The sequence below is a fragment of the Micromonospora sp. WMMD1274 genome (assembly GCF_049179035.1).
GTDB classification, from domain to species: Bacteria; Actinomycetota; Actinomycetes; order Mycobacteriales; family Micromonosporaceae; genus Micromonospora; species Micromonospora tulbaghiae.
Map to the genome: position 1 here is coordinate 6,178,507 of NZ_JBMHMG010000001.1, position 21,381 is coordinate 6,199,887.

Below are 21,381 nucleotides of genomic sequence, written 5' to 3' on the forward strand. Positions count from 1 at the left end.
GCTGTGTATCGGCGTTGTATCCGGGTGGTCGAACCTCGGGGCATGAGCCGATCCGTATCGCCTGTGAGTGAACCGACCGAACCCCGCGCCGTCGCGCGTGGCGTCTCCGTCGTCATCCCGGTCAAGGACCGGGTGGCGGAGATGCGCCGCCAGCTCCGCAGCCTGCGTGACGCCGCCCCGAACTGCCCGGAGCCGGTGGAGGTGGTGGTCGTCGACGACTCGGCGCCCACCGCGGCCGCCGCGCACCGCGCCGCCTGTGCCGAGTACGGCGCCCGCTACGTGCGCGGGCCCCGGCACGTCGGGGCCAAACGGAACCTGGGCGCCCGGCACGCCCGGTACGACCTGCTGCTGTTCACCGACTCCGACTGCCGGGTGCCGGCCGACCTGATCACCCGGTACGCGGCCCGGCTGCGCGCCTCCGGCGCGGAGGTCGCCGGCGTCACCGGCCCGGTGATCGTCGAGCCCGGAGACAGCGCGTTCTTCCGCGTGATGCGCCGCTCCTACCTGCTGCTCGGCGACCTGACCCGCCCGCTGCACTACGAGCGCGTGTCCTGGGGCGCCAGCGCGAACCTGGCGGTGAAGCGCTCCGTCTTCGAGGCGGTCGGCGGCTTCCCGGAGGACTCCCCGATGCCGCTGGGCGGGGAGGACCTGCACCTCGGGCTGCTCCTCACCGACGCCGGCTACGTGCTGCTCGCCGACCCGGACGGGGTGGTCACGCACGACACCGGCGTCGCCGACACGTTCCGCGCGGTCGCCTACCGGTTCACCACGTACGGACGCTCCGAGCAGTGGCTCTGCCTCGCCCACCCGCACCGGCGCCGGTTCGTGCTCAACACCGCCAGCACGCTCGCCGTGACGGCCCTGGCCGGGCTGCTGACCGCCCGGCGCAGCGGGGGACGCAGCCTGCTCGCGGTGCCGGCCGTCGCGGCCGCCGTGATCGCCGCGAAGACACCCGGCCGGCTCGGTGGGGACCGGGGACCCCGCGCGGTGGCCGAGTCGATGGCCTGCGCGGCCGTCGAGACGCTCTTCGACGGCGCCGCGTTCGTCACCGCGCTCCGGCTCGGCCGCCCCGACCTGCTCTTCACCGGCTTCCGCGCGCCGGACGAGGCGGACTACCAGCCGGACGTGGCCGATCACCGACCGGACGAGGTGGACCGTCGACCGGCCCCGCCGGTGGCCGTGCCGCCGGTGGCGGCCTGACGGGGGGAGTGGCAGTGCCGACGACGTTTCCGCTGGCCCCCGGCCAGCAGATGATGTGGGAGTTCATGACCGCGCTCGACCCGGCGCACCCCGGCGCCTCACGGCTCGTGGTGGTCGAGTTCCGCCGGTTGCGGGGCACGCTGCGGGTCGACGTGCTGCGGCAGGCGATGCAGGACGTGGTGGACCGGCACGACGCGCTGCGGATGCGGTTCGACCGCATCGGCGTGGAGCCCGAGGTGCGGATCCTGCCGCACGTCCAGTCGCCGCTGGAGTACGTCGACCTGTCCGGGCTGCCGCCGGCCGAGCAGCAGGCCCGGGTCGAGCGGATCGCGTACGCGCACCGCAACGACGAGTTCGACCCCGGCCGGGCGCCGCTGTGGCGGGCCGCCCTGGTTCGGCTCTCCGAGACCGAGCACGTGCTCGCGCTGTGCTTCTTCCACATGGTCTCCGACGGCTGGTCGTGCCGCGTCGTGGTGGAGGACCTGTGCCACGCGTACGCGGCCCGGCTCGGCGCGGCCGATCCGCAGCCGCCGCTGGGCGTGGACCCCACCGCGCTCGCCGCGCTCCAGGAGGCCGAGCAGGCCGGCAACGGCGTCGACGCCGCCGCCCGGGCCGCGTACTGGCGGGACCGGCTGCGGCCGGTGGAGCCGTACCAGCTCTTCCCGGCGTCGCCGCCGGCGCCGGACGTCGCGCTCAGCGCCGAGGTGGCCACCCGCTTCGCGTTCCCGCCCGAGATCACCGCGCGGCTGCGCCCGGCCGCCCGGCGGGCCCGCACCAGCCCGTACGTGCTGCTGCTCGCCGCGTACCTGGTGCTGCTGTCGCGGCGGGCCGGCCGGTCCCGGGTGGTGCTGGGCACCACCACGCTGGGCCGGGAGAGCCCGCTGTCCCGGCAGCTCGTCGGGCAGTTCACCAACAACGTCTACCTGCCGGTCGACGTCGCGCCGGACGCGCCGATGAGCGCTGTGGTCGACGCCGCGCACGCCTCGCTGGCCGGGGCCGTCGCGCACGCCACCTCGTTCCACCGGGTGGCCCGGGCGGTCCGCCCCGACTTCGCGGCGATCCGCCCCTGGCCGGACAACCACCTGTTCGACGCCTGGTTCCAGTCCGCCGCGTCGGCGTCGCCGGTGCTGCACTGCCCGGGCCTGCGGGTGGAGCCGGTCGACATCACCGCCCGGGCCGCGCCCGGCACCCCGTCGCCGGTGGTCGCCGCCGACGTGCCGCCCGAGTGCCTGCCCGTCTGGGTCAAGCGGGGTTCACCGATCGTCGTGGTGGACGACGACCGGGCCGGCGGCGTGGTGATCCGCAACCGCGGCGTCTTCGGCGACGACGTGGTACGCGGGTTGATCGACGACTACGTCGCGGTGGTCTCGGCGCTCGTCACCGACCCGGACACGACCCCGGAACGGGTACGCCTTCCTGACGGTGCGTGCTTCCTCGACCACGCGATCGGGTAGGAGATCCGACGGACCGACCGGAGAGAGGTACGACGACCATGACGGACACCTCGACGAACCAGCACACGACGGAGCAGCCCGCGCCGCCGGTGCCACGCTCGGCCGTACGGGCCCGCTGGTCGGTGGCGCTGCTCTTCGTCATCATGGGCCTGGCCATCGGCGGGTGGTCGGCCCGCGTGCCGGAGGTGCGGGACGCGGTCGGCGTCGGCAACACCGGCTGGGGCCTGGCCAACATCGCCACGAACGCCGGGGAGCTGGTCTCCCTGGTCGTGGTGGCGGTGCTGATCAGCCGGATCAACACCCGCCGGCTGGCGCTGGCCGGGGCCGCGCTGATCCTGGTCAACGCGCCGCTGCTGGCCGCGTCCACCACTGTGGTGGCGCTGGTCGGCGGGCTCGCGGTCTGGGGCTTCGCGGCGAACCTGCTGGCCACGCCGATGAACGCCCAGTCGGTCGAGGTGCAGAAGCGGTACGGGCGGCCCATCCTGTCCACCTTCCACGCCGGCTTCAGCATCGGCATGCTGGCCGGCGGCCTCTGCGGCACCGGCGCCGCGGCGATCGGGATGTCTCCGTCGGCGCAGATGGCGGTCACCAGCGTCCTGCTGGGCGCGCTGCTGGTCGGCACGCACCGCTGGCTGCCGGACACGCCCCGGCAGGAGACGAAGGACGGCGAGGAACGGCGACGGCTGCGCGACCGGTTCACCCCGCAGTTGCTGCTGCTCGCGGTGATCGCGTTCCTCGCCTCGTTCATCGAGATGGCCGGCGCACAGTGGAGCGCCCTGTACGCGACCGAGGTGGCCGGCGCCGCCGCGGTGCTCGCCGCGGCCACGTACACCTGCCTGTCGCTGGCGGCGACCGTCGCCCGGCTGTTCGGCGACCGGCTGGCCGGCCGGTTCGGGCGGATCCGCTTCGTCCGGCTGTCCGCGCTCGTCGCCACCGCCGGCGTGGCGCTGCCGGTGGCGTACCCCCATCCGGCCGCGGTGATGGCCGGCTTCGGACTGCTCGGCTTCGGCCTGGCGTGCGTGACCCCGACGGTGCTCGGCTTCGCCGGCGAGCAGCCCGGCCTCACCTCGGGTGAGGGCGTCTCGGTGGTGGCGATGGGCCAGTGGCCGGGCGCGTTGCTGGCGGCGCCGGTGATCGGCCTGCTCGCCGGTGCGCTGGACCTGCGCAGCGCGTTCGTGGTGGTGGCCGTGATGGCGGTCGCCGTGGTGGCGTTGATCGGGAGGGTCCGGGCGACGGCGTTGCCCGGCGAGAGCCCGGTCCCGCCCCGGCCGTGACGGCCGGGGCGGGGGCGGCGGTCAGAAGTCGTCGTCGAAGGTGACCGAGCCGGTCACCCCGACCTGGTACGCCGACACCCGGCGTTCGAAGAAGTTGGACAGCTCCTGCACGTCCTGCAACTCCATGAACGCGAACGGGTTGCCGCTGCCGTACATCGGGGCGATGCCGAGCACGGCGAGGCGCCGGTCGGCCACGTGCTGGAGGTACTCGCGCATGTCGGCCAGCGACATTCCGGGCACGCCCTGCCCGAGCAGGTCCTCGGCGAAGCTCACCTCGCACTCCACCGCCTCGGCCAGCATCTCCCGGACCTGCCGCTCCATCTCGTCGTCGAACAGGTCCGGCTCCTCGGCGCGTACGGTCTCCACCACGTCGAAGGCGAACGCCATGTGCATCGACTCGTCCCGGAACACCCAGTTGGTGCCGGAGGCCAGCCCGTTGAGCAGGCCCCGGGACCGCAGGAAGTAGACGTAGGCGAACGCGCCGTAGAAGAACAGCCCCTCGATGCACGCGGCGAAGCAGATCAGGTTGAGCAGGAACGCCCGCCGGTCCGCGCGGGTCCGCAGTTCCCGCAGCTCGAAGATCGAGTCGATCCACCGGAAGCAGAACTCGGCCTTGCGGGCGATCGACGGGATGTTCTCCACCGCGGCGAACGCGGCGAAGCGTTCCTTCTCGTCCGGCACGTACGTGTCCAGCAGGTTGAGGTAGAACTGGACGTGCACCGCCTCCTCGAACAGCTGCCGGGACAGGTAGAGCCGGCCCTCGGGGGAGTTGACGTGCTGGTAGAGGTTGAGCACCAGGTTGTTGGCGACGATGGTGTCGCCGGTGGCGAAGAACGCCACCAGCCGCGACACCAGGTGCCGTTCGGCCGGGGACAGCTTCGCCAGGTCGGCGAGGTCTCCGTGCAGGTCGACCTCCTCGACCGTCCACGTGTTCTTGATGGCGTCCTTGAACCGGTCGAAGAAGCGCGGGTAGCGCATCGGCCGCAGGGTCAGGTCCATGCCGGGGTCGAGCAGCATGTGCCGGGTCGGTGCGGTGGTGGTCACTGGCATGCCTCGCAGCTCTCGGGGTTCTCCAGGGAACAGGCCAGCGCCTCGTCGTCGCTCACGGCGGAGACCACGCCGGAGACCGGGGCGAGCACCGGCGCGACGGTGGCCTGCTGGATGCGGGTGGCGGGACGGGAACGCAGGTAGTAGGTGGTCTTCAGCCCGGCCTTCCAGGCGTACAGGTACATCGAGGAGAGCTTGCCGATGGTCGGCGCGCTCAGGAACAGGTTCAGCGACTGGGACTGGTCGACGAAGGGCGCCCGCGCGGCGGCCAGGTCGATCAGCGCCCGCTGCGGCAGCTCCCAGGCGGTGCGGAACAGCTCCCGCACCGGCGCGGGCAGCTCGGTGATGTCCTGCACCGAGCCCTCGGCCCGCTTGATCCGGTCGCGGACCTGCGGCGTCCACAGCCCGCGCGCCTTCAGCTCCCGCACCAGGTACGTGTTGACCTGGAGGAACTCCCCGGACATGGTCTCGCGCTTGAACAGGTTGGACACCTGCGGCTCGACGCACTCGTAGCACCCGGCGATGGACGCGATGGTGGCGGTCGGCGCGATCGCCACCAGCAGCGAGTTGCGCAGCCCGTGCGCGGCGATCCGCTCGCGCAGCGCCGCCCACCGCTGCGTCTGCGCCGGCTCCGCGCCCCACAGGTCCGGGTGCAGGTCACCCTTGGCGGCCCGGGTCTGCGGGTACGCCGGATGCGGGCCGAACTGCTCGGCCAGCCCGGCGGAGGTCTCCAGCGCGGTCAGCAGGATCTCCTCCTGCACGCGGGTGGACAGCTCCCGGGCCTGGGCCGAGTCGAACGGCAGGCGCAGCGTGAAGAACGCGTCCTGCAACCCCATCAACCCGAGCCCGACCGGCCGCCAGCGCGGGTTCGACGCCGCCGCCTGCTCGGCCGGGTAATAGTTGATGTCGATCACCCGGTCGAGGAAGACCACCGCCGTACGCACGGTGGCGCGCAGCCGCTCCCAGTCCACCCCGTCGGCGGTGACGTGGGCGCCGAGGTTCACCGAGCCGAGGTTGCACACGGCGGTCTCGGTGTCGTCGTTCACCTCCAGGATCTCCGTGCACAGGTTGGACAGGTGGATCACGTTGCCCGGCTCACCGGTCTGGTTGGACAGCCGGTTCGCGGCGTCCTTGAACGTCATCCAGCCGTTTCCGGTCTGCGCGAGCGTGCGCATCATCCGCCCGTACAGGTCCCGGGCCCGCACCGTGCGGACCGCGTTCTTCTCGGCCGCCCGGTACGCGGCGTCGAACGCCTCGCCGTACAGGTCGGGCAGCTCCGGGGCGTCCGACGGGTCGACCAGCGACCACTCGCCGTCGGCCTCGACCCGGCGCATGAACTCGTCCGGGATCCAGTTGGCCAGGTTGAGGTTGTGCGTACGCCGCGACTCCTCGCCGGTGTTGTCCCGCAGCTCCAGGAACTCCTCCACGTCCGGGTGCCACGGCTCCAGGTAGACGCAGGCCGCGCCTTTGCGCCGGCCGCCCTGGTTGACCGCGGCCACCCCGGCGTCGAGCGTCTTGAGGAACGGCACGATGCCGTTGGATCGGCCGTTGGTGCCCCGGATCAGCGCGCCCCGGCCGCGCACCCGCGACCAGGCGATGCCGATGCCGCCGGAGAACTTCGACAGCTTCGCCACCTGGTGGTACCGCTCGTAGATCGAGTCCAGCTCGTCGCGCGGCGAGTCGACCAGGAAGCACGACGACATCTGGGTGTGCCGGGTGCCGGAGTTGAACAGCGTGGGGGAGCTGGGCAGGTAGGCCAGACTGGACATCAGCCGGTAGAACCCGACCGCCTCGCCGGGGGTGCGGGACAGCCCGCAGGCCACCCGCAGCAGCCAGTACTGCGGCGTCTCCACCACCAGCCGGGTCTGGGGGTGCCGCAGCAGGTAGCGGTCGGCCACCGTGCGCAGTCCGAAGTACTCGAACCGCAGGTCGCCGTCCGGGTCCACGGCGTCGTCGAGCTTGCGGGCGTGCCGGGCCACGAACGCGGCCGTCTCGTCGCCGATCAGGCCCAGCCCGTGCGCGTACGCGATCGACTGGCTGAAGCTCGCCACGCCCTGGCCGCGGACCTCCTTGTCCACGTACGCGGCGAGCAGCCGCGCCGCCAGCTTCGAGTACTGCGGCTCCTCGCCGATCAGCTCCGCCGCGGTCTGGATCGACAACCGGTCCAGCTCGGCGGTGGTCGCCCCGTCGTAGAGCCCGCTTATCGTCTTGGTGGCCACCCGCAGCGGGTCCACCTCGTCCAGGTCGGCGACCCAGCGCTCGACCGCCCGGACGATCTTGTTGACGTCCACCGGCTCGGTGTCGCCGTCCCGCTTGCGTACCCGCATCGCCGGGCGGCGGGCCTCGGACCCGGCGGTCCCGGACGGGGGACTCTCCTGTACGACAGTCATGACCTCTCCTCGCTGTCACCGTCTGGAGACGGCGGGAGACGCCAACGGGCGCGGCACGGCCGGCCCGGCTGCTGGCGTCGGTCGTCCCGCGCGACCTCCGACCGCCGTACGCCGGAGGCGCACGGCGCGCTGGCAGGTCTTCGGACTCGCGGGCCCGACCGGGGTCGCCGGTCGCCTACCGGCCGTCGCTTCCCAGGCCGGTGGCCCAGTGCTGTTGACGGCTGTCGTTCCCACTCACCGCTGCGGGGCAGTCCCGGACTTCCACCGGGTTCCCTCTTGCCTCGGCCCGCCCCGAAGGGCTCGGCCGAACCAGCTGCGGCACCACCATATATGGCGGTGAGGGCTTGCGTGCAACACCAGATGTCGTGTCGGCGTGTCGGAATGATCTCACCGTCCACAGTGCCCACCCCCGATTCGGGCGCGGCCCGGCGGGCGCGATACTCGGCGGTATGGGGAATACCGGGCGCCGCTGGGCGTGGGTGGCGGTCCTGCTCGTCGGCGTCGGGCTCCACCTGCTGGTGCTGGAGACACTCGCCGGCACCGGGACCGTCACGTTCGTACCGGCGCTGATCGTGCTCGGCGCGTCCGTCGCACCCGCCACGTTCCTGGCCTTCGCCCAGGGGCGGCCGGCCCGCCGCCCGGTCCCCGGCTCCGTCGTCGGCGTCGCCGCGCTCCTCGGCGGTGTGATCGGCGTGGTCGCCGCCGGCTGGCTGGAGTACGGCACCCTGCACCGCCTCGGCGTCCTGCCGATGGCGCTCGTCGGCCTGGCCGAGGAGACCGCCAAGCTGATCGTGCCGGCCGGCATTCTGCTGCTGTGGCGGCGGCACCCGTCCCCGGCGCAGGGGCTGGTGATCGGCGTGGCCTCCGGCGCCGGGTTCGCCGCGCTGGAGACCATGGGCCACGCGTTCGCCGCGTTCGTCGGGTCGGAGGGCAACCTCGGCGCGGTCGAGCGGACGCTGCTGGTACGCGGTCTCACCGCGCCCGCCGCGCACCTGGCGTGGACCGGGCTGACCGCCGCCGCGCTGTTCACGTTCGCCGCCGCGCCCGGCGGCCGCAGACTGGCGGCGTTCCTGCTCACCTTCGCCGCCGCCGTCACGCTGCACACCTGCTGGGACACGTTCGGCACCCAGCCCGCGTACGTGTTCATCGGCGGCGTGTCACTGGGCTGGGTGCTGCTGCGCCTGCACCTGGACCGCGAGCGTCCGCCGGCGTCCGGGACGCCGCCGGCGTCGAACCGGGACCGGCCTCATGATCATCGCCAGTTCGCCGAGGTGGCGGGGTCGGAGCACTTCTGATGCCGCCACCTCGGCGTGATGGAGTCGATCAACCGGCCTGGGCATCGCCGACCCCCGGTGCGTCTCAGCCGGCGGCCAGCCGGACGCCGAGCGCGACGAAGGCGACAGCGCAGAGCCGGTCGACGCGCCGCGACCAGCGGCTGTCGCCCCACCGGCCGGCGAACCGCCCGGCGCCCACCCCGAGCGCCAGGTCCACGGTGAGCTGCACCGCGACGAACATCGCACCGAGCAGCACCAGTTGCGCCGCCACCGGGCCCGCCTCGGGCCGGACGAACTGCGGCAGGAACGCCACGCTGAACAGGATCATCTTCGGGTTGAGCAGGTTCGTCAGCAGCCCGCGCCGGAACGCCCGCCCGGCGCCGCCGTCCGGCCGGTCCGCCGGGGCGCGCCGGCCCGTGCCGCGCAGCGCCCGCAGGCCCAGCACGATCAGGTACGCCGCACCGGCCCACCGGATCGCGGTGAACAGCACCGGGGACGCGGCGATGACGGTGGCGAGCCCGGCCACCACGGCGGCGACGTGCACCGCCTCCCCGGCGGCGACCCCGAGCGCGGCCACCGCGCCGGCCCGCGGACCGTACCGGGTGGCGTTCGCGAGCACGAACATCATGTCCGGCCCCGGGGTGAGCATGAGCACCACGATCGCGGCCAGGTAACCGGCGAGCGTGGCCGCGGAGAGTCCGAGCACCGGTCAGCCCTCCCCGGCGCCGTCGAGCAGCGCCCGGCGCAGCGCCAGCCGGTGTTCGCGCCGGATCTGCGCCTCCCGGTAACGCCGCCGGTCACCGTCGGTCTCGGCGCGCAGCGGCGGCACCGGCCGGGGCTGCCCGTCGTCGTCCACCGCCACCATCACCAGGTGCGCGGTGGCCACGTCGACCGGCGGCACCGCGCGGTCCCACCGGTCCGCGCTGACCTTCACCGCCACCTCCATCGAGCTGCGGCCGGCCCAGGTGATCCGGGCGTCCACGTGGACCACGTCCCCGACGCGTACCGCGCGCAGGAACGCGGTCTCGTCGATGGCGGCGGTGACGGCCGGTCCGTCGGAGTGGCGGGCGGCGACCACGCCGGCGACGGAGTCGATCAAGTTGAGGATGCGCCCGCCGTGGACCGTGCCCATCAGGTTGGTGTGGTGCTGGTCCATGATCTGCGACAGCGTCAGGTGCGAGGCCGACGGTGGTCGGCCGGTGAGCGTGATGGTGTCGGGCACTGTGCGGTTCCGTCCTCGCAGAAGCGGACCGCCGACCGGCCGGGGTGTGCACGTCGAGGACACGCCGACGGCCCTGCGCACGGCGTGTCACCCGCCCGACCCACCCGCGAGGTCGACGGCGGCGCGCACCGGTGGTACGCGCGACGCGGGCAGGTCTTCGGACTCGCGGGCGTGACACGAGGTCGCCTACTGGCCGTCGCTTCCCAGGCCGTGGCCCAGTGCTGTTGACGGCTGTCGTTCCCACTCACCGCTGCGGGGCAGTCCCGGATTCCCACCGGGTTCCCTCTTACGACACCCGGCCGTCGCCGACCGGGTGAACCAGCGCTTCCCGCAGCGTAGCCCAGCGTCCGAGGCCGGCGGCACAGGCGTCAGGCCGGCGCCGATCCCGTCACAGCGGCAAGCGGCGCCGCGCCGAACGACACCGCGAACCGCTTGCACCAGATCGACACGCTGCGCAGACCGTCCAGGTCCACCGACGCCGGGACGTCGTACGCCTGGTCGCCGATGTTGCCCTTGAGCCGGCCCAGCTCGACCCAGCGGCCGTCGTCGAACACCTGCCAGCCGGCCCGGCCGGGCAGCACCTTCCGGTCGGTGAGCCACACCCGCAGATCGGGTCCGTCCGAGGTGTCCAGTCCCCGCAGCAGAAGCTGCCGGCGGCCGTCCGCGAGGCGGACCAGCTGCGCCCGGCCGGACGTGTCGTGCTCGTGGGTGACGAAGTCACCGGCGGCGAGCACCACGTCGGCGGGCGCCGCGCCGGTCGGCGACGAGCTGGCAGTGCCGGTCGCCGGTGGGCCGGTCGTCCCGGCCGGCTGCGGCTCCGCCACTGTGGGCAGCGCCTCGCGCACCTCGCGGTCGGTCACCAGCCGCCACGGCTGGAACAGGTACAGGCTCACCCCGAGACCGGTGACGGCCACCACGGCGAGCACCGACGACACCACACGTCTTCTGCCCATGCCCCGACGGTAGGCGCGGACCCGGCGGAAAGATCTTTCCGTCCGCTTACGGCTCGACCGCGGGCCGCCGCACCGGAGGGCCGGTGGGTAGCGTCTGGCCCATGGGGCGCTACGTGCTCGTCGTCGACGACGACCGGACGGTGAGCGACGTCGTCCGGCGCTACCTGGAACAGGACGGCTGCCGGGTCCGGCTGTCCTTCGACGGGCCGGACGCGCTCGCCGCGGCCGAGGAGGAGCCACCCGACCTGGTGGTCCTCGACCTGATGATGCCGGGTCTCGACGGCATCGAGGTGTGCCGGCGGCTGCGTCGCCGGCTGCCCGGTCTGCCCGTGGTCATGCTCACCGCGCTCGGGGACGAGGCCGACCGGGTCGCCGGGCTGGAGGTCGGCGCGGACGACTACGTGACCAAGCCGTTCTCGCCGCGCGAACTCGTGCTGCGCATCAGGTCGGTGCTCCGGCGCGCCGCCCCGCAGGACCGAGGGCCGACCGAGGTGCTGCGCGACGGGGACCTCACCGCGGACACGGACCGGCGCGTCGCCGATCGCGGCGGGCAGCCGCTGTCGCTGACCGTACGGGAGTTCGACCTGCTCGCGTTCCTGCTGGCGAACCCGGGACGCGCCTGGTCGCGGGCCGAGCTGCTGGACCGCGTGTGGGGCTGGCGGTTCGGAGACCAGTCCACAGTCACCGTCCACGTCCGGCGGTTGCGGGAGAAGATCGAGGACCACCCGGCGCAGCCCCGCCGCATCGTCACCGTGTGGGGCGTCGGCTACCGGTACGAGCCGTCGGACGCGTCCCGGTGAACGAGCTGCTGGTCATCGGGCTCTACGCCCTCCTCGCCGGCGCGGTCGTCGGCGCGCTCGGCGTCGGCGCGCTGCGGCTGGTGCGCCACCGGTCGATCCTCGCGCACATCGCGGTGCTGCTCGCGGTCACGATCGCCTCGGTGACGGCGGGCGTCACTGCCGTCGCCCAGGCCATGTTCCTGTCCGCGCACGACCTCCAGGTCGTCCTCGTCACGGTCGCGGCGTCCGCGGCGGTCAGCCTGGCCGTCGGGGTGGCGTTCGCCCGCCGGCTGGCGCAGGCGGCGGTCTGGGCCGACCAGGCCCGGCAGCGGGAACGGCAGCTGGAGGCCGGCCGCCGCGAGCTGGTCGCGTGGGTCTCGCACGACCTGCGTACGCCGCTGGCCGGGCTGCGGGCGATGGCGGAGGCGCTGGAGGACCGGGTGGTCGACGAGCCGGCGGCGGTGGCCGAGTACCACCGCCGGATCCGGGTCGAGACGGACCGGATGACCCGCCTGGTCGACGACCTGTTCGAGCTGTCCCGGATCAACGCCGGAGCGCTGCGGCCCGCGCTGTCCCCGGTCCCGCTCGGCGACGTGGTCTCCGACGCGATCGCCGCCACCGCGCCGCTGGCCGCCGACCGGCGGGTCCGGGTGCTCGCCCCGGAGACCGGCTGGCCGACCGTCCGGGCCGCCGAGGCCGAACTCGCCCGCGTCGTGACGAACCTGCTGGTCAACTCCGTTCGGTACACGCCACCGGACGGCACCGTGCGCATCGACGCCGGGCGGGACGACGACGACGCGTGGCTCGCCGTCTCCGACACCTGCGGCGGCATTCCCGAGGCGGACCTGCCCCGGGTGTTCGACGTGGCGTTCCGGGGCACCCGGGCCCGTACCCCCGCACCGGCCGGCGCCGACGAGGCGGCGCCGGCCGGGGGCGGTCTGGGCCTGGCGATCGTGCGGGGACTGGTCGAGGCGCACGGCGGGCGGGTGCACGCACACAACGTGACCGGCGGGTGCCGGTTCGTCGTCCGCCTGCCGGCGGTCTGACCGCCCGGGGTCGCCGCCGCCGGCGGGCGCGGCGGGCCGGTCAGCCGGCGTCCGGGGGACCGGTCTCCACCAGGCGTCCCTCGGTCAGGCGCAGCCAGCGGTCGACGTTGATCGCGGCGAGGAACCGCTCGTCGTGGCTCACCACCAGCAGTGCGCCCCGGTAGGCGTTGAGCGCGCTCTCCAGCTGACCGACGCTGACCAGGTCGAGGTTGTTCGTCGGCTCGTCGAGCAGCAGGAGCTGTGGCGCCGGTTCGGCGCCGAGCACGCAGGCGAGCGTGGCGCGCAGCCGCTCACCGCCGGAGAGCACTCCCACCGGCAGGTGCGCGCGCGGGCCGCGGAACAGGAAGCGGGCGAGCAGGTTCATCCGCTGCGCGTCGGGGGCCTGCGGCGCGAACACGGCGAGGTTCTCCGCCACGGTACGGTCCAGGTCCAGCAGGTCCAGCCGCTGCGACAGGTACGCGATCCGGCCCTCGGCGCGGGTGATCCGGCCGCTCTCGGGCGCCAGGTCGCCGTCGATCAGGCGCAGCAGCGTCGACTTGCCCGCGCCGTTGGCGCCGAGCAGGGCGATCCGCTCCGGGCCACGGATCGTCAGGTCGACTCCGTCGGCGGCGAACAGCGACCGCTCGCCGTGCCGGACCCGGACCCGTTCGGCGGTCAGCAGCGTGCGTCCGGCCGGCACAGTGGTGGCGGGCAGCTCCACGGTGATCGTCTTCTCGTTGCGCAGCGCCCGCTCGGCCTCGTCGAGGCGGGCCCGGGCGTCGTCCAGCCGCCCGGAGTGCATCTCGTTCGCCTTGCCCGCGGCCACCTGCGCGTCCCGCTTCAGGCCGCCGGCGACGATCCTCGCCAGCCCCGCGTTCTTCAGGTTGCGGGCGGCGTTCCCGGCCCGCCGGGCCGCCCGCTCACGGGCCTCCTGCAACTCCCGCTTCTCCCGCTTGAGCTCCTGTTCGGCGCTGCGGACGTTCTTCTCCGCCACCTCCTGCGCGGCCCGCACCGCCGCCTCGTAGGAGGTGAAGTTCCCGCCGTGGAAGCGCACCTCACCGCGGTCCAGTTCGGCGATGCGCTCCATCCGGTCCAGCAGCGCCCGGTCGTGACTGACCAGCAGCAGGCAGCCGTTCCACTGCTCCAGCACGTCGTAGAGCCGGTGCCGGGCGTCGAGGTCGAGGTTGTTCGTCGGCTCGTCCAGCAGCAGCACGTCGGGCTGCTTGAGCAGTTGCGCCGCCAGGCCGAGGGAGACCACCTGCCCACCGCTGAGCGTGTCCAGGCGGCGGTCGAAGGCGAGGTCGCCGAGCCCGAGCCGGTCGAGCTGGGCCCGGGTGCGTTCCTCGATGTCCCAGTCGCTGCCGATGGTGGTGAAGTGCTTCTCGTCGGCGTCGCCGGCCTCGATGGCGTGCAGCGCCGCGATCAGCGGGGCGATCTCCAGCACCTCGGCCACCGTCAGGCCGGCGGCCAGCGGCAGGCTCTGCGGGAGGTAGCCCAGCACGCCGTCGACGGTGATCGACCCGGCGGTGGGCCGGTGCTCACCGGCGATCAGCTTGAGCAGCGTGCTCTTGCCGGCGCCGTTCGGCGCGACCAGGCCCGTACGGCCGCCGCCGAGCGTGAAGGAGAGGTCCTGGAAGACCGGGGTGTCGTCCGGCCAGGAGAAGGTCAGGTTCGAGCAGACGATGAAGGAATGGGACATCGGGAAGACAACCTCGGAGTGAGGGCAGGCGGACCGGAGCCGCCCGGCAGGGGGACATGGTCTTGGAGAACGACGAGTCGACCACGGCGAACGGCGCTGATCCGCGCGTGCCGGTGGTCTGTCACATGCCCGGGCTCACCCGGAGATGTCGTCGTCACCCGCCATGTCTGATCTCCCTGCTTGCCAGTCCTGGACTGGATCACTCCGCTCCACCGTAGCACCGACGACGCTCGCCGGGCGGTCCCGCACACGGGCGTGCCGGAACCGGCGGACCGCGCCAGGTCCGCGGGACGTGACACCGAGCAGCGCGTGACCTGCGTTACCTCTCGCCGAGACGGGAATGTGATCACCGGAGGCGTATTTGACTCAGGGTGTGAGTGCCGCACCCTCTCGCGCCCGGCCGCACGCCGACCGGGCCGGGACGCCCCAGAAGACCGATGCCACCCCGACGCCCACCCCGGGCGACCTGATGAGCCGCAGTCAGCGGCTCAAGCTCGTGCTGGTCCTCGGCTCGCTGATCGCTGTGGGTCCGCTGACCATCGACATGTACCTGCCCGCGCTGCCCGCCATCGTCAGCGACTTCGCGACCACGTCGGCGGCGGTCCAGCTGACGCTCACCGGCACGCTCGCCGGGCTCGCCATCGGGCAGTTGCTGATCGGGCCGCTGTCGGACGCGGTCGGGCGGCGCCGCCCGCTGATCGCCGGTCTCCTGCTGCACATCCTGGCGTCGGCGCTGTGCGTGGTCGCTCCGAACGTCGCCGTCCTCGGCGTCCTGCGCGTCGTACAGGGCCTCGGTGTCGCCGCGACCGCCGTGGTGGCGATGGCGGTGGTGCGTGACCTGTTCAGCGGGTCGGCGTTCGCCACGATGCTGTCCCGGCTGCTGCTGGTCATGGGTGCGGCGCCGGTCCTCGCCCCGACGCTGGGCGGCGGCGTGCTGCGGTGGACCGACTGGCGCGGCGTCTTCGTGGTCCTGGCCGTCTTCGGGGTGCTGCTCGTCGCGCTGGCCACGCTCGCGCTGCCCGAGACGCTCCCACCCGCACGTCGCCAGCGCGGCGGCGTCGTCGCGACCGTGAAGACGTACGGCGGGCTGCTGCGGGACCGGGTCTTCGTCGGCCTGGTCCTGGTCGCCGGGCTCGCCATGGCCGCGCTGTTCGCGTACGTCGCGGGTTCGTCGTTCGTCCTCCAGGACACCTACGGGCTCGACGAGCAGGAGTTCGGCCTGGCGTTCGGCGCGGGCGCGGTGGGCCTGATCGGCGCCACCCAGTACAACGTGCGGCTGCTGCGCCGCTACCCGTCGCAGTGGATCCTGGTGACGTCGCTGGCGGCGGGCACGGTGGCCGGGCTGGCCCTGGTGGTGTTCGCCGCGACCGGCTTCGGTGGGCTGCCCGCCCTGCTCGTGTCGCTGTGGCTGGTGCTGGCGGCGGCGGGCCTGGCCATGCCGAACGCCCCGGCGCTGGCGCTGTCCCGCCACGGCGAGGCCGCCGGCACCGCGTCCGCCCTGCTCGGTGCGGTGCAGTTCGGCGTGGGCGCGGTGGCCGCGCCGCTGGTGGGCGTGCTCGGCACCGGCGCGGTGGCGATGGCCCTGGTGGTGGCCGGCGGGATGGTGGCGGCACTGCTGGTGCTGCTGGTCGTCGTCCGGCCGTCCCAGCTCGCCGGCCTGGAGGCGGCACCGGCGGTCGCTGTCGCGCACTGACCCGGCCGCCCCGGATCGCGCCGGGTGCGCGCGGTGCCTACGCTGCTGCCATGAGCGCCCCGGCCCGCATCCTGGTCGAGGGCATCCACGGTTCCGGCAAGTCGACGCTCGCCGCGCATCTGGCGCAGCGGTTCGGCCTGCCCTGGCATCCGGTGGACGACCTGCTGTGGGAGCCGGGCTGGGTCGAGGTGCCGGTGGCCGAGCAGCGTCGCCGGATCGAGGCGGTCTGCCGGCGCGACAGGTGGATCGTCGACGGCGCGTACCACGGCTGGCGGGACGTGGTCCTGGGTCGCGCCGACCTGGTGATCGGCCTGGACTACCCGCGCGGCGTCTCGTTCCGGCGGCTGCTGCGGCGCACGCGGCGGCGGCTGACGAGCGGCGAGCTGATCTGCAACGGCAACCGGGAGACGCTGCGCAGCGTGCTGTCCCGCGACTCGATCCTGGTGTGGCACCTGACCGGGTTCGGCCGGGCGCGGCGGCGGATGCGGGCCTGGGCGGCCGACCCGGCCGGGCCGCCGGTGCTGCTGTTCGACGACCCGGCCGCGCTCGACGCCTGGCTGGCCGGTGGAGCGCCGGTGACGGTCCGTCCGCCGGGCGGCTGACCGGGGTCGCCGTGTTCCCAGCCGGATCCCAGTGGACGGGCGCAGGCTGGCTGCCGGGCGCGCCTCCCGGTGTCGCCCGTGCGGCGACGACGAGAGGAGGTGACGCATGCGGAGGTCGGTGATCGTCACGATGCTGGCCGCCATCGCCCTCACCGCGGGACCGGTGCCGTCGGCCGGTGAGCCGCCGGCCGTGCGGTACCGCGCCGACGTACGCGACCCGCCACCGACCGGACCACCCGGACTGGCCGTGGACGAGATCCCGGACCCGCCACCGGAGCGGGACAAGGGATAGACCGGATGCCGGGAGCGCCGGTACCGGCGTTCCCGGCATCCGCAGCCGTCAGGGCTCGCTGCGCACCAGCGGCGGGTGCAGGTAGTGATTGCCGGCGGGCACCCGGAAGTGGTGCAGGCTCACCGTGGCGCTGACGTCCAGGGCCCGTACCCAGTGCCACCACCCGGCCGGTACGAACAGCGCGTCACCCGGCTCCAGCACCTCCGACAGGACGGTGGCTCGTTCGTACAGCGGGTGCTGGTCGAGATCGGGCCGAGCGGCGTCGACCCGGCTGTACGTCCCGCCACGGGGATAGACCCGCCCTCGCTGATAGGACGGCACCAGACGGACGTGTTTGCGGCCCGTAACCTGGCACAGCAGGATGTTCATGTTGTCGTGGTGCAGGGCGGTGACCGTGCCGGCCGGCCCCAGCAGCAGGGTCACCGTCTCCGGCAGCAGAGCCGGATCGATGATCCCGTGCACCGGCCTGATGTCCTGGGCCAGCGGTTCGAGTCCGTGCTGCCAGTTGTCGTTGCGCGCGACCATGTAGTGGTCGTTCGTCTCCCCACCCGTCTCGACCAGGGTGAGGTAGTCGGCGAACGTCATCCGGGTCCGGTGCGCGTCGTGCTGCCAGCCGTGCTCCGGGTTGTTGTCCCGTCCGGTCATCACCTCGACCTCGACGGCGCCGAGCCGGTCCCGCAGCCGGGCCGTCGTCCATTCCCGCCGTGCCGGCCAGTCGTCGACCGCGCCGGCCAGGATCACCGGACGGTTGGCGACGTAGTACCTGTCGAAGAACTCGGTGGGGGACAGGTCGGAGCGCCGTTCCAGCCCGCCGGCCAGCTGCGCCGAGCGGAGATCGCCGTAGAGGTCGAGCAGGGACTCCGTCCAGGCGTACTCCCGGGCCAGGCGCAGGCAGGCCCGGAAGTACGGGTGCCCGGGCGCGCCGGCCAGCTCCTCGTCGACCTCCGGCACGGGCAGCCCGGCGGCCAGCAACGCCTCCCGGACCTCGCCGGCCGGTACGCCGAGGGCCAGGTTCTCGGCGGCCCACGCCCGCCACCGGGGCGCGAGCCCGGCCGATCGGGTCACCGGGACTCCGGCGACCGGTCCCGGGCCGCGCCGGCCGGCTCGGCGGCGGTTCCCTCGGGCAGCGGCAGCCGCCGCCGGGTACGCGCGGCCGGCAGATCGACGCAGTCGACGTAGTTGTTCTTGACGTTGACCTCGAACTCCGGATCCGCCTCGGTCATCGGTCGCAGCCCACGCATGCCGTTCCCCTTCACTGTGGATGGTCGTGCCGCCTACGGTGCCGGCGTCGACTGGGATCCCACTGGGATCGCCGCCGTCACCTCGTGGTTCCGGCGGCGCGGCCGGGCCGGGCACGAGGTCGAGAGCGGTGTCCTGGCGGAGGATCGCCGTCTCCAGGCGCAGCAGTCCACCTCCCGGGTCGATCCCGAGGTCCCGGGCGAGCCGGGCCCGCGCGCGGCGTACGACGGCGAGCGCGTCGCCCTGCCGGCCGGCCCGGTACAGCGCGACCGCCAGCATCTCCCAGCCGCGCTCCCGCAACGGCTGCTCCAGCACGAGCGCCTCCAGTTCGCCGAGGATCTCGGTGTGCCGCCCCAGCGCCAGCAGGGCGGCCAGCCGCGACTCGGTGGCGGCGGCTCGCATTCCCTCCAGGCGGGCGATCTCCGGCAGCGCGAACGGCGCCTCCGCCAGATCGGCGTACGCCGGCCCGCGCCACAACCCGAGCGCACCGGTCAGATCGGCCAGGGCCGCGGCGGCGTGACCCCGGTCCAGCCGGTTGACGCCGTGCGCTACGAGCGCGGCGAACCGTTCCGCGTCGACCTGTTCGGGCGGCACCCGCAGGGCGTACCCGGGGCCCTCGCGGCGCAGCACCCGGCCCGGTGAGCGCGGCGGCCGGTCCGGTTCGAGCGCCCGCCGCAGCGCGGCCACGTAGCCGTGCAGGGTCGCCGCTCCGGCCGCCCGCCGGCCGTCGCTCCAGACCAGGTCCCGCAGCCGCTCGGCGGGCAGCATCCGTCCCCGCGCGACCAGCAGCGTGGCGAGCACCATGCGCTGCCGCCGGCCGCCGAGCGGCACGTCCGCGCCGTCGCGGTGCGCGACCAGGGGCCCGAGCACCGACAGCCGTACGTCGGTCATCCCACCCACCACCGTCGCGGCCAGCCGGGTCAGGCGGCCCGGTCGCCGAGTGCCAGGCAGATGTCGTCCTGCCGCCCGATTCCCAGTGTCAGCGCACGGGTGCCGTCCGGATCGACCGAGATCACGTGCAGTCCGTCGAGGATGTAGTAGCCGCGCCGGTAGTGGTCTCCGGGACGGAAGCCGAACCCGGCCGGCCCGACGATGGTGTAGCGCAGCCACCCGCCGTCGGGCCGGTACTCCAGCAGGCCGGAGCCGCCCGCGTCGCGGCGCACCGCCCGTCCGGTGTCGGCGTCGACGAACTCGACGGTCAGCGGCCCGGCGTACTCCTCACGCCGAACGGCGCCGGTGGCGTACCGGGCGAGCACCCGGACCCGGACGTCCTGGGAGACGACGCGGACCTGGAGCGGGAAGGAGCAGTAGCGGCCCGCCGGACCGGTCCAGTCCTCCTGGATCGATGGACGCCAGGGCTCGGGCCGACCGCTCGACCGGGCGGCCGGAGAGGCGTCGCGGTACGCGAGCACCGGGCCGGGCGGAGCGGCCACGAGGGCCGCGGACGCGACGAGCATGCCGAGCAGGAACCGACCGACTGTCTTTGCGGGGCGCATGGCATCACCTAACCAGTAGAATACGATTAACCGGTGTGATGACACTGACTGGTTAGTGCGGCCGCGTCAAGGCACACTGTCGGCATGCACTGGGTGAACGTCGAGGGCTATCCGATGCCGATCCCGGTCGGCGGCCATCCCGCGCTGGAACTCTGCAACACCTGGGCCGGCTGGGCCGCGCCACCGAGCCCGGAACGGGACTGGCTGCGCGACTACGACCGGCTCGCGGTGTGGGCCGGTCACGTCGGGCTGCTCGCCCCGGCCGTCGTCGGCCGCCTGCGGGAGGCGGGCCGCCGCCGGCCGTCTGCTGCGGGCGAGGTGCTGGCGGAGACCCGGGAACTGCGCACCGCGCTGCACGACGTCCTGCTCGACCCGGACGACACCGGGGCCTTCCGGCGGGTCGCCGGGCCGGCCCGGGAGGCTGCCGCCGCATCCGTCCTGGAGACGGGCCCGGACGGGATCGCCCACTGGACGCTGCCCGACGACGCCGGGCTGCGCCTGCCGTTGCTGTCCGGTGCCCGGGCCGCCGCCGACCTGCTCACCTCGGCGGCCCGCACCGAGGTGCGTGCCTGTCCGGCCGCCGACTGCGGATGGCTGTTCCTGGACCCCCGAGGCCGGCGTCGCTGGTGCAGCATGGCCACGTGCGGCAACCGCGCCAAGGTGCGGGCCTACGCCGCCCGCCGCCACCCCGACTGACAGTCGCAGCCGGTCACGCCGGCCCCGGTACGGCTACCGTCCGGCCGGTCCGGCGATCGGGAAGCGGCCCCGGCGCCAATGCCAGTGTCGACCGGCCTGGAGGTGGTCGATCACCGCGCGCTGGAGCACGGTGCGGCGCGGCAGCCGGTCCAGCGGCGTGCTGAGGCTGCGGAACACGAACCGCAGCACCTCGACGTCGCCGTCCGGGGTGTCCTGCTCCTGGTGGGGCTCCAGCGTGAACCGCCGCTGGAACCGGATGATGTTGGAGTCCTCCGGCAGGTATTCGCGCAACTGCGGGTCGAGCAGCCAGGAGCCGCAGGAGAACGCGGCGTAGTGCTCGCCGGGGAAGTGGCGCGGGAAGAACGCGCGTGCCCGCTCCAGCGACGCGTCGACCGCCTCCGGGGTCAGCGGTCCCGAGTCCGGGATGTGCAGGCCGATCGCGCCGTCGTCGCCGCGCTGGTGCTGCAGTCGGCCCAGGTCGTAGAGGCCACCGCGGGCGTGCAACGTCAGCCAGCACTGCATGATCGGCCAGCCCTCGCCGTTCATCCGCCTGTCGACGGCGAGGTTGTTGCCCAGGTCGGCAAGCGTCGCCCAGGACACGTCGTCGGGGACGCCGTGGTCGCCGTGGTAGGCCCGGACGACGTCGACCAGGGCGAGGTAGGCGTAGGCGTAGAGGTGCCGCCAGGCCGGACCGCGGTCCCGGGGCAGCGCCGGGCCGGGCGGCAGCCAGGCGAAGCCGCCGAGGTCGGCGCGGACCAGGGCGATCGAGCGGTCCAGCAACCAGCGCAGCTCCGGGGTCCACAGTGGCGAACCGGGTTCCGGCCAGCCGGCGAGGATCTCGGCGGCGTCGTCGGGGCGCACCGCGAGCCGGTCCAGCAGCGCTGGCGCGTCCGCCCGGGAGGGCAGCGGCGCGGAGGGCAGGTCACCGGCGAGCCGGTGCACCCGGTCGACCTCCTCGGCGGGCACGCCGAGCCGGCCGGCGACGTCATCGACATCCATGGCGGTGACGCTACCGGCCGGCGTCCGCCCCGACAGCCCCGTGCGGT

19 protein-coding genes and 2 riboswitches are annotated in these 21,381 nt (G+C 73.9%); of the genes, 10 read left to right on the forward strand and 9 right to left on the reverse strand.

Annotated features, from left to right (window positions below):
• The first annotated feature begins 63 nt into the window (after nt 1-63).
• The 3 genes from ACN27D_RS29130 to ACN27D_RS29140 are packed head-to-tail and all read left to right on the forward strand — an operon-like array spanning nt 64 to nt 3,928.
• Nucleotides 64-1,200, forward strand: coding sequence for a glycosyltransferase (locus ACN27D_RS29130; RefSeq protein WP_421500534.1), 1,137 nt, complete (start codon nt 64-66; stop codon nt 1,198-1,200).
• A 14-nt stretch (nt 1,201-1,214) separates the two neighbouring features.
• Complete coding sequence (locus tag ACN27D_RS29135) at nt 1,215-2,654, forward strand: condensation domain-containing protein (protein ID WP_421500535.1); 1,440 nt, start codon at nt 1,215-1,217, stop codon at nt 2,652-2,654.
• Nucleotides 2,655-2,692: 38 nt separating this feature from the next.
• Complete coding sequence (locus ACN27D_RS29140) at nt 2,693-3,928, forward strand: MFS transporter (protein WP_121684151.1); 1,236 nt, start codon at nt 2,693-2,695, stop codon at nt 3,926-3,928.
• Nucleotides 3,929-3,949: 21 nt separating this feature from the next.
• Here the strand turns inward: ACN27D_RS29140 and ACN27D_RS29145 are convergent, their stop codons facing one another.
• Both ACN27D_RS29145 and ACN27D_RS29150 read right to left on the reverse strand, forming a co-directional pair.
• Nucleotides 3,950-4,978 (reverse strand): ribonucleotide-diphosphate reductase subunit beta, encoded by a 1,029-nt coding sequence (locus ACN27D_RS29145; RefSeq protein WP_278090614.1) that lies wholly within the window; start codon nt 4,976-4,978, stop codon nt 3,950-3,952.
• Nucleotides 4,969-7,365, reverse strand: coding sequence for a ribonucleoside-diphosphate reductase subunit alpha (locus tag ACN27D_RS29150; protein WP_421500536.1), 2,397 nt, complete (start codon nt 7,363-7,365; stop codon nt 4,969-4,971). Before ACN27D_RS29150 ends, ACN27D_RS29145 begins: the two co-directional genes overlap by 10 nt.
• 114 nt (nt 7,366-7,479) lie before the next feature.
• A riboswitch (cobalamin riboswitch) is annotated at nt 7,480-7,695 on the reverse strand.
• A gap of 119 nt (nt 7,696-7,814) precedes the next feature.
• On the opposite strand from ACN27D_RS29150, the gene ACN27D_RS29155 reads away from it, so the two are divergent.
• The gene (locus ACN27D_RS29155; protein WP_358173509.1) at nt 7,815-8,660 is read left to right on the forward strand and encodes a PrsW family intramembrane metalloprotease; all 846 of its coding nucleotides are present in this window, start codon (nt 7,815-7,817) and stop codon (nt 8,658-8,660) included.
• 64 nt (nt 8,661-8,724) lie between these two features.
• On the opposite strand, the gene ACN27D_RS29160 is transcribed toward ACN27D_RS29155, so the two are convergent.
• The 3 genes from ACN27D_RS29160 to ACN27D_RS29170 form a co-directional block, all read right to left on the reverse strand.
• Nucleotides 8,725-9,345 (reverse strand): LysE family translocator, encoded by a 621-nt coding sequence (locus ACN27D_RS29160; protein WP_358173506.1) that lies wholly within the window; start codon nt 9,343-9,345, stop codon nt 8,725-8,727.
• Nucleotides 9,346-9,348: 3 nt separating this feature from the next.
• Nucleotides 9,349-9,861, reverse strand: coding sequence for an acyl-CoA thioesterase (locus ACN27D_RS29165; RefSeq protein ID WP_120570330.1), 513 nt, complete (start codon nt 9,859-9,861; stop codon nt 9,349-9,351).
• 131 nt (nt 9,862-9,992) lie between these two features.
• Nucleotides 9,993-10,199, reverse strand: a riboswitch (cobalamin riboswitch).
• Between the two features lie 30 nt (nt 10,200-10,229).
• On the reverse strand, nt 10,230-10,814 hold the full coding sequence (locus ACN27D_RS29170; protein WP_358173503.1) for a DM13 domain-containing protein: 585 nt from the start codon (nt 10,812-10,814) through the stop codon (nt 10,230-10,232).
• Nucleotides 10,815-10,915: 101 nt separating this feature from the next.
• Between ACN27D_RS29170 and ACN27D_RS29175 the strand changes: the two genes are divergently transcribed.
• Both ACN27D_RS29175 and ACN27D_RS29180 read left to right on the forward strand, forming a co-directional pair.
• Nucleotides 10,916-11,614 carry a response regulator transcription factor gene (locus tag ACN27D_RS29175; protein ID WP_358173500.1) on the forward strand — a complete coding sequence of 233 codons (699 nt, stop codon included), beginning with the start codon at nt 10,916-10,918 and terminating at the stop codon, nt 11,612-11,614.
• A complete protein-coding gene (locus ACN27D_RS29180) occupies nt 11,611-12,639 on the forward strand; it encodes a sensor histidine kinase (RefSeq protein WP_121684077.1) in 1,029 nt (342 codons plus the stop codon). Before ACN27D_RS29175 ends, ACN27D_RS29180 begins: the two co-directional genes overlap by 4 nt.
• Before the next feature lie 40 nt (nt 12,640-12,679).
• Here ACN27D_RS29180 and abc-f read toward each other — a convergent pair whose 3' ends face one another.
• Entirely contained in the window at nt 12,680-14,317 is a 1,638-nt protein-coding gene (abc-f, locus tag ACN27D_RS29185) for a ribosomal protection-like ABC-F family protein (protein WP_421500537.1), read from the reverse strand.
• A gap of 469 nt (nt 14,318-14,786) precedes the next feature.
• Between abc-f and ACN27D_RS29190 the strand changes: the two genes are divergently transcribed.
• From ACN27D_RS29190 to ACN27D_RS29200, 3 genes are all read left to right on the forward strand, one after another.
• The gene (locus ACN27D_RS29190; RefSeq protein ID WP_120570325.1) at nt 14,787-16,010 is read left to right on the forward strand and encodes a multidrug effflux MFS transporter; all 1,224 of its coding nucleotides are present in this window, start codon (nt 14,787-14,789) and stop codon (nt 16,008-16,010) included.
• Between the two features lie 50 nt (nt 16,011-16,060).
• Complete coding sequence (locus ACN27D_RS29195; protein ID WP_421500538.1) at nt 16,061-16,612, forward strand: adenylate kinase; 552 nt, start codon at nt 16,061-16,063, stop codon at nt 16,610-16,612.
• Between the two features lie 106 nt (nt 16,613-16,718).
• Complete coding sequence (locus ACN27D_RS29200; protein ID WP_147457860.1) at nt 16,719-16,904, forward strand: hypothetical protein; 186 nt, start codon at nt 16,719-16,721, stop codon at nt 16,902-16,904.
• Between the two features lie 48 nt (nt 16,905-16,952).
• Here the strand turns inward: ACN27D_RS29200 and ACN27D_RS29205 are convergent, their stop codons facing one another.
• The gene (locus ACN27D_RS29205; protein ID WP_357895982.1) at nt 16,953-19,034 is read right to left on the reverse strand and encodes a cupin-like domain-containing protein; all 2,082 of its coding nucleotides are present in this window, start codon (nt 19,032-19,034) and stop codon (nt 16,953-16,955) included.
• 29 nt (nt 19,035-19,063) lie between these two features.
• Nucleotides 19,064-19,639 (reverse strand): hypothetical protein, encoded by a 576-nt coding sequence (locus ACN27D_RS29210; RefSeq protein WP_357895979.1) that lies wholly within the window; start codon nt 19,637-19,639, stop codon nt 19,064-19,066.
• An 84-nt stretch (nt 19,640-19,723) separates the two neighbouring features.
• On the opposite strand from ACN27D_RS29210, the gene ACN27D_RS29215 reads away from it, so the two are divergent.
• Nucleotides 19,724-20,335, forward strand: a complete 612-nt coding sequence (locus tag ACN27D_RS29215) for a CGNR zinc finger domain-containing protein (protein WP_121684071.1) — start codon at nt 19,724-19,726, stop codon at nt 20,333-20,335.
• Nucleotides 20,336-20,368: 33 nt separating this feature from the next.
• On the opposite strand, the gene ACN27D_RS29220 is transcribed toward ACN27D_RS29215, so the two are convergent.
• Complete coding sequence (locus ACN27D_RS29220) at nt 20,369-21,334, reverse strand: acyltransferase domain-containing protein (RefSeq protein WP_358173482.1); 966 nt, start codon at nt 21,332-21,334, stop codon at nt 20,369-20,371.
• Between the last annotated feature and the right edge of the window lie 47 nt (nt 21,335-21,381).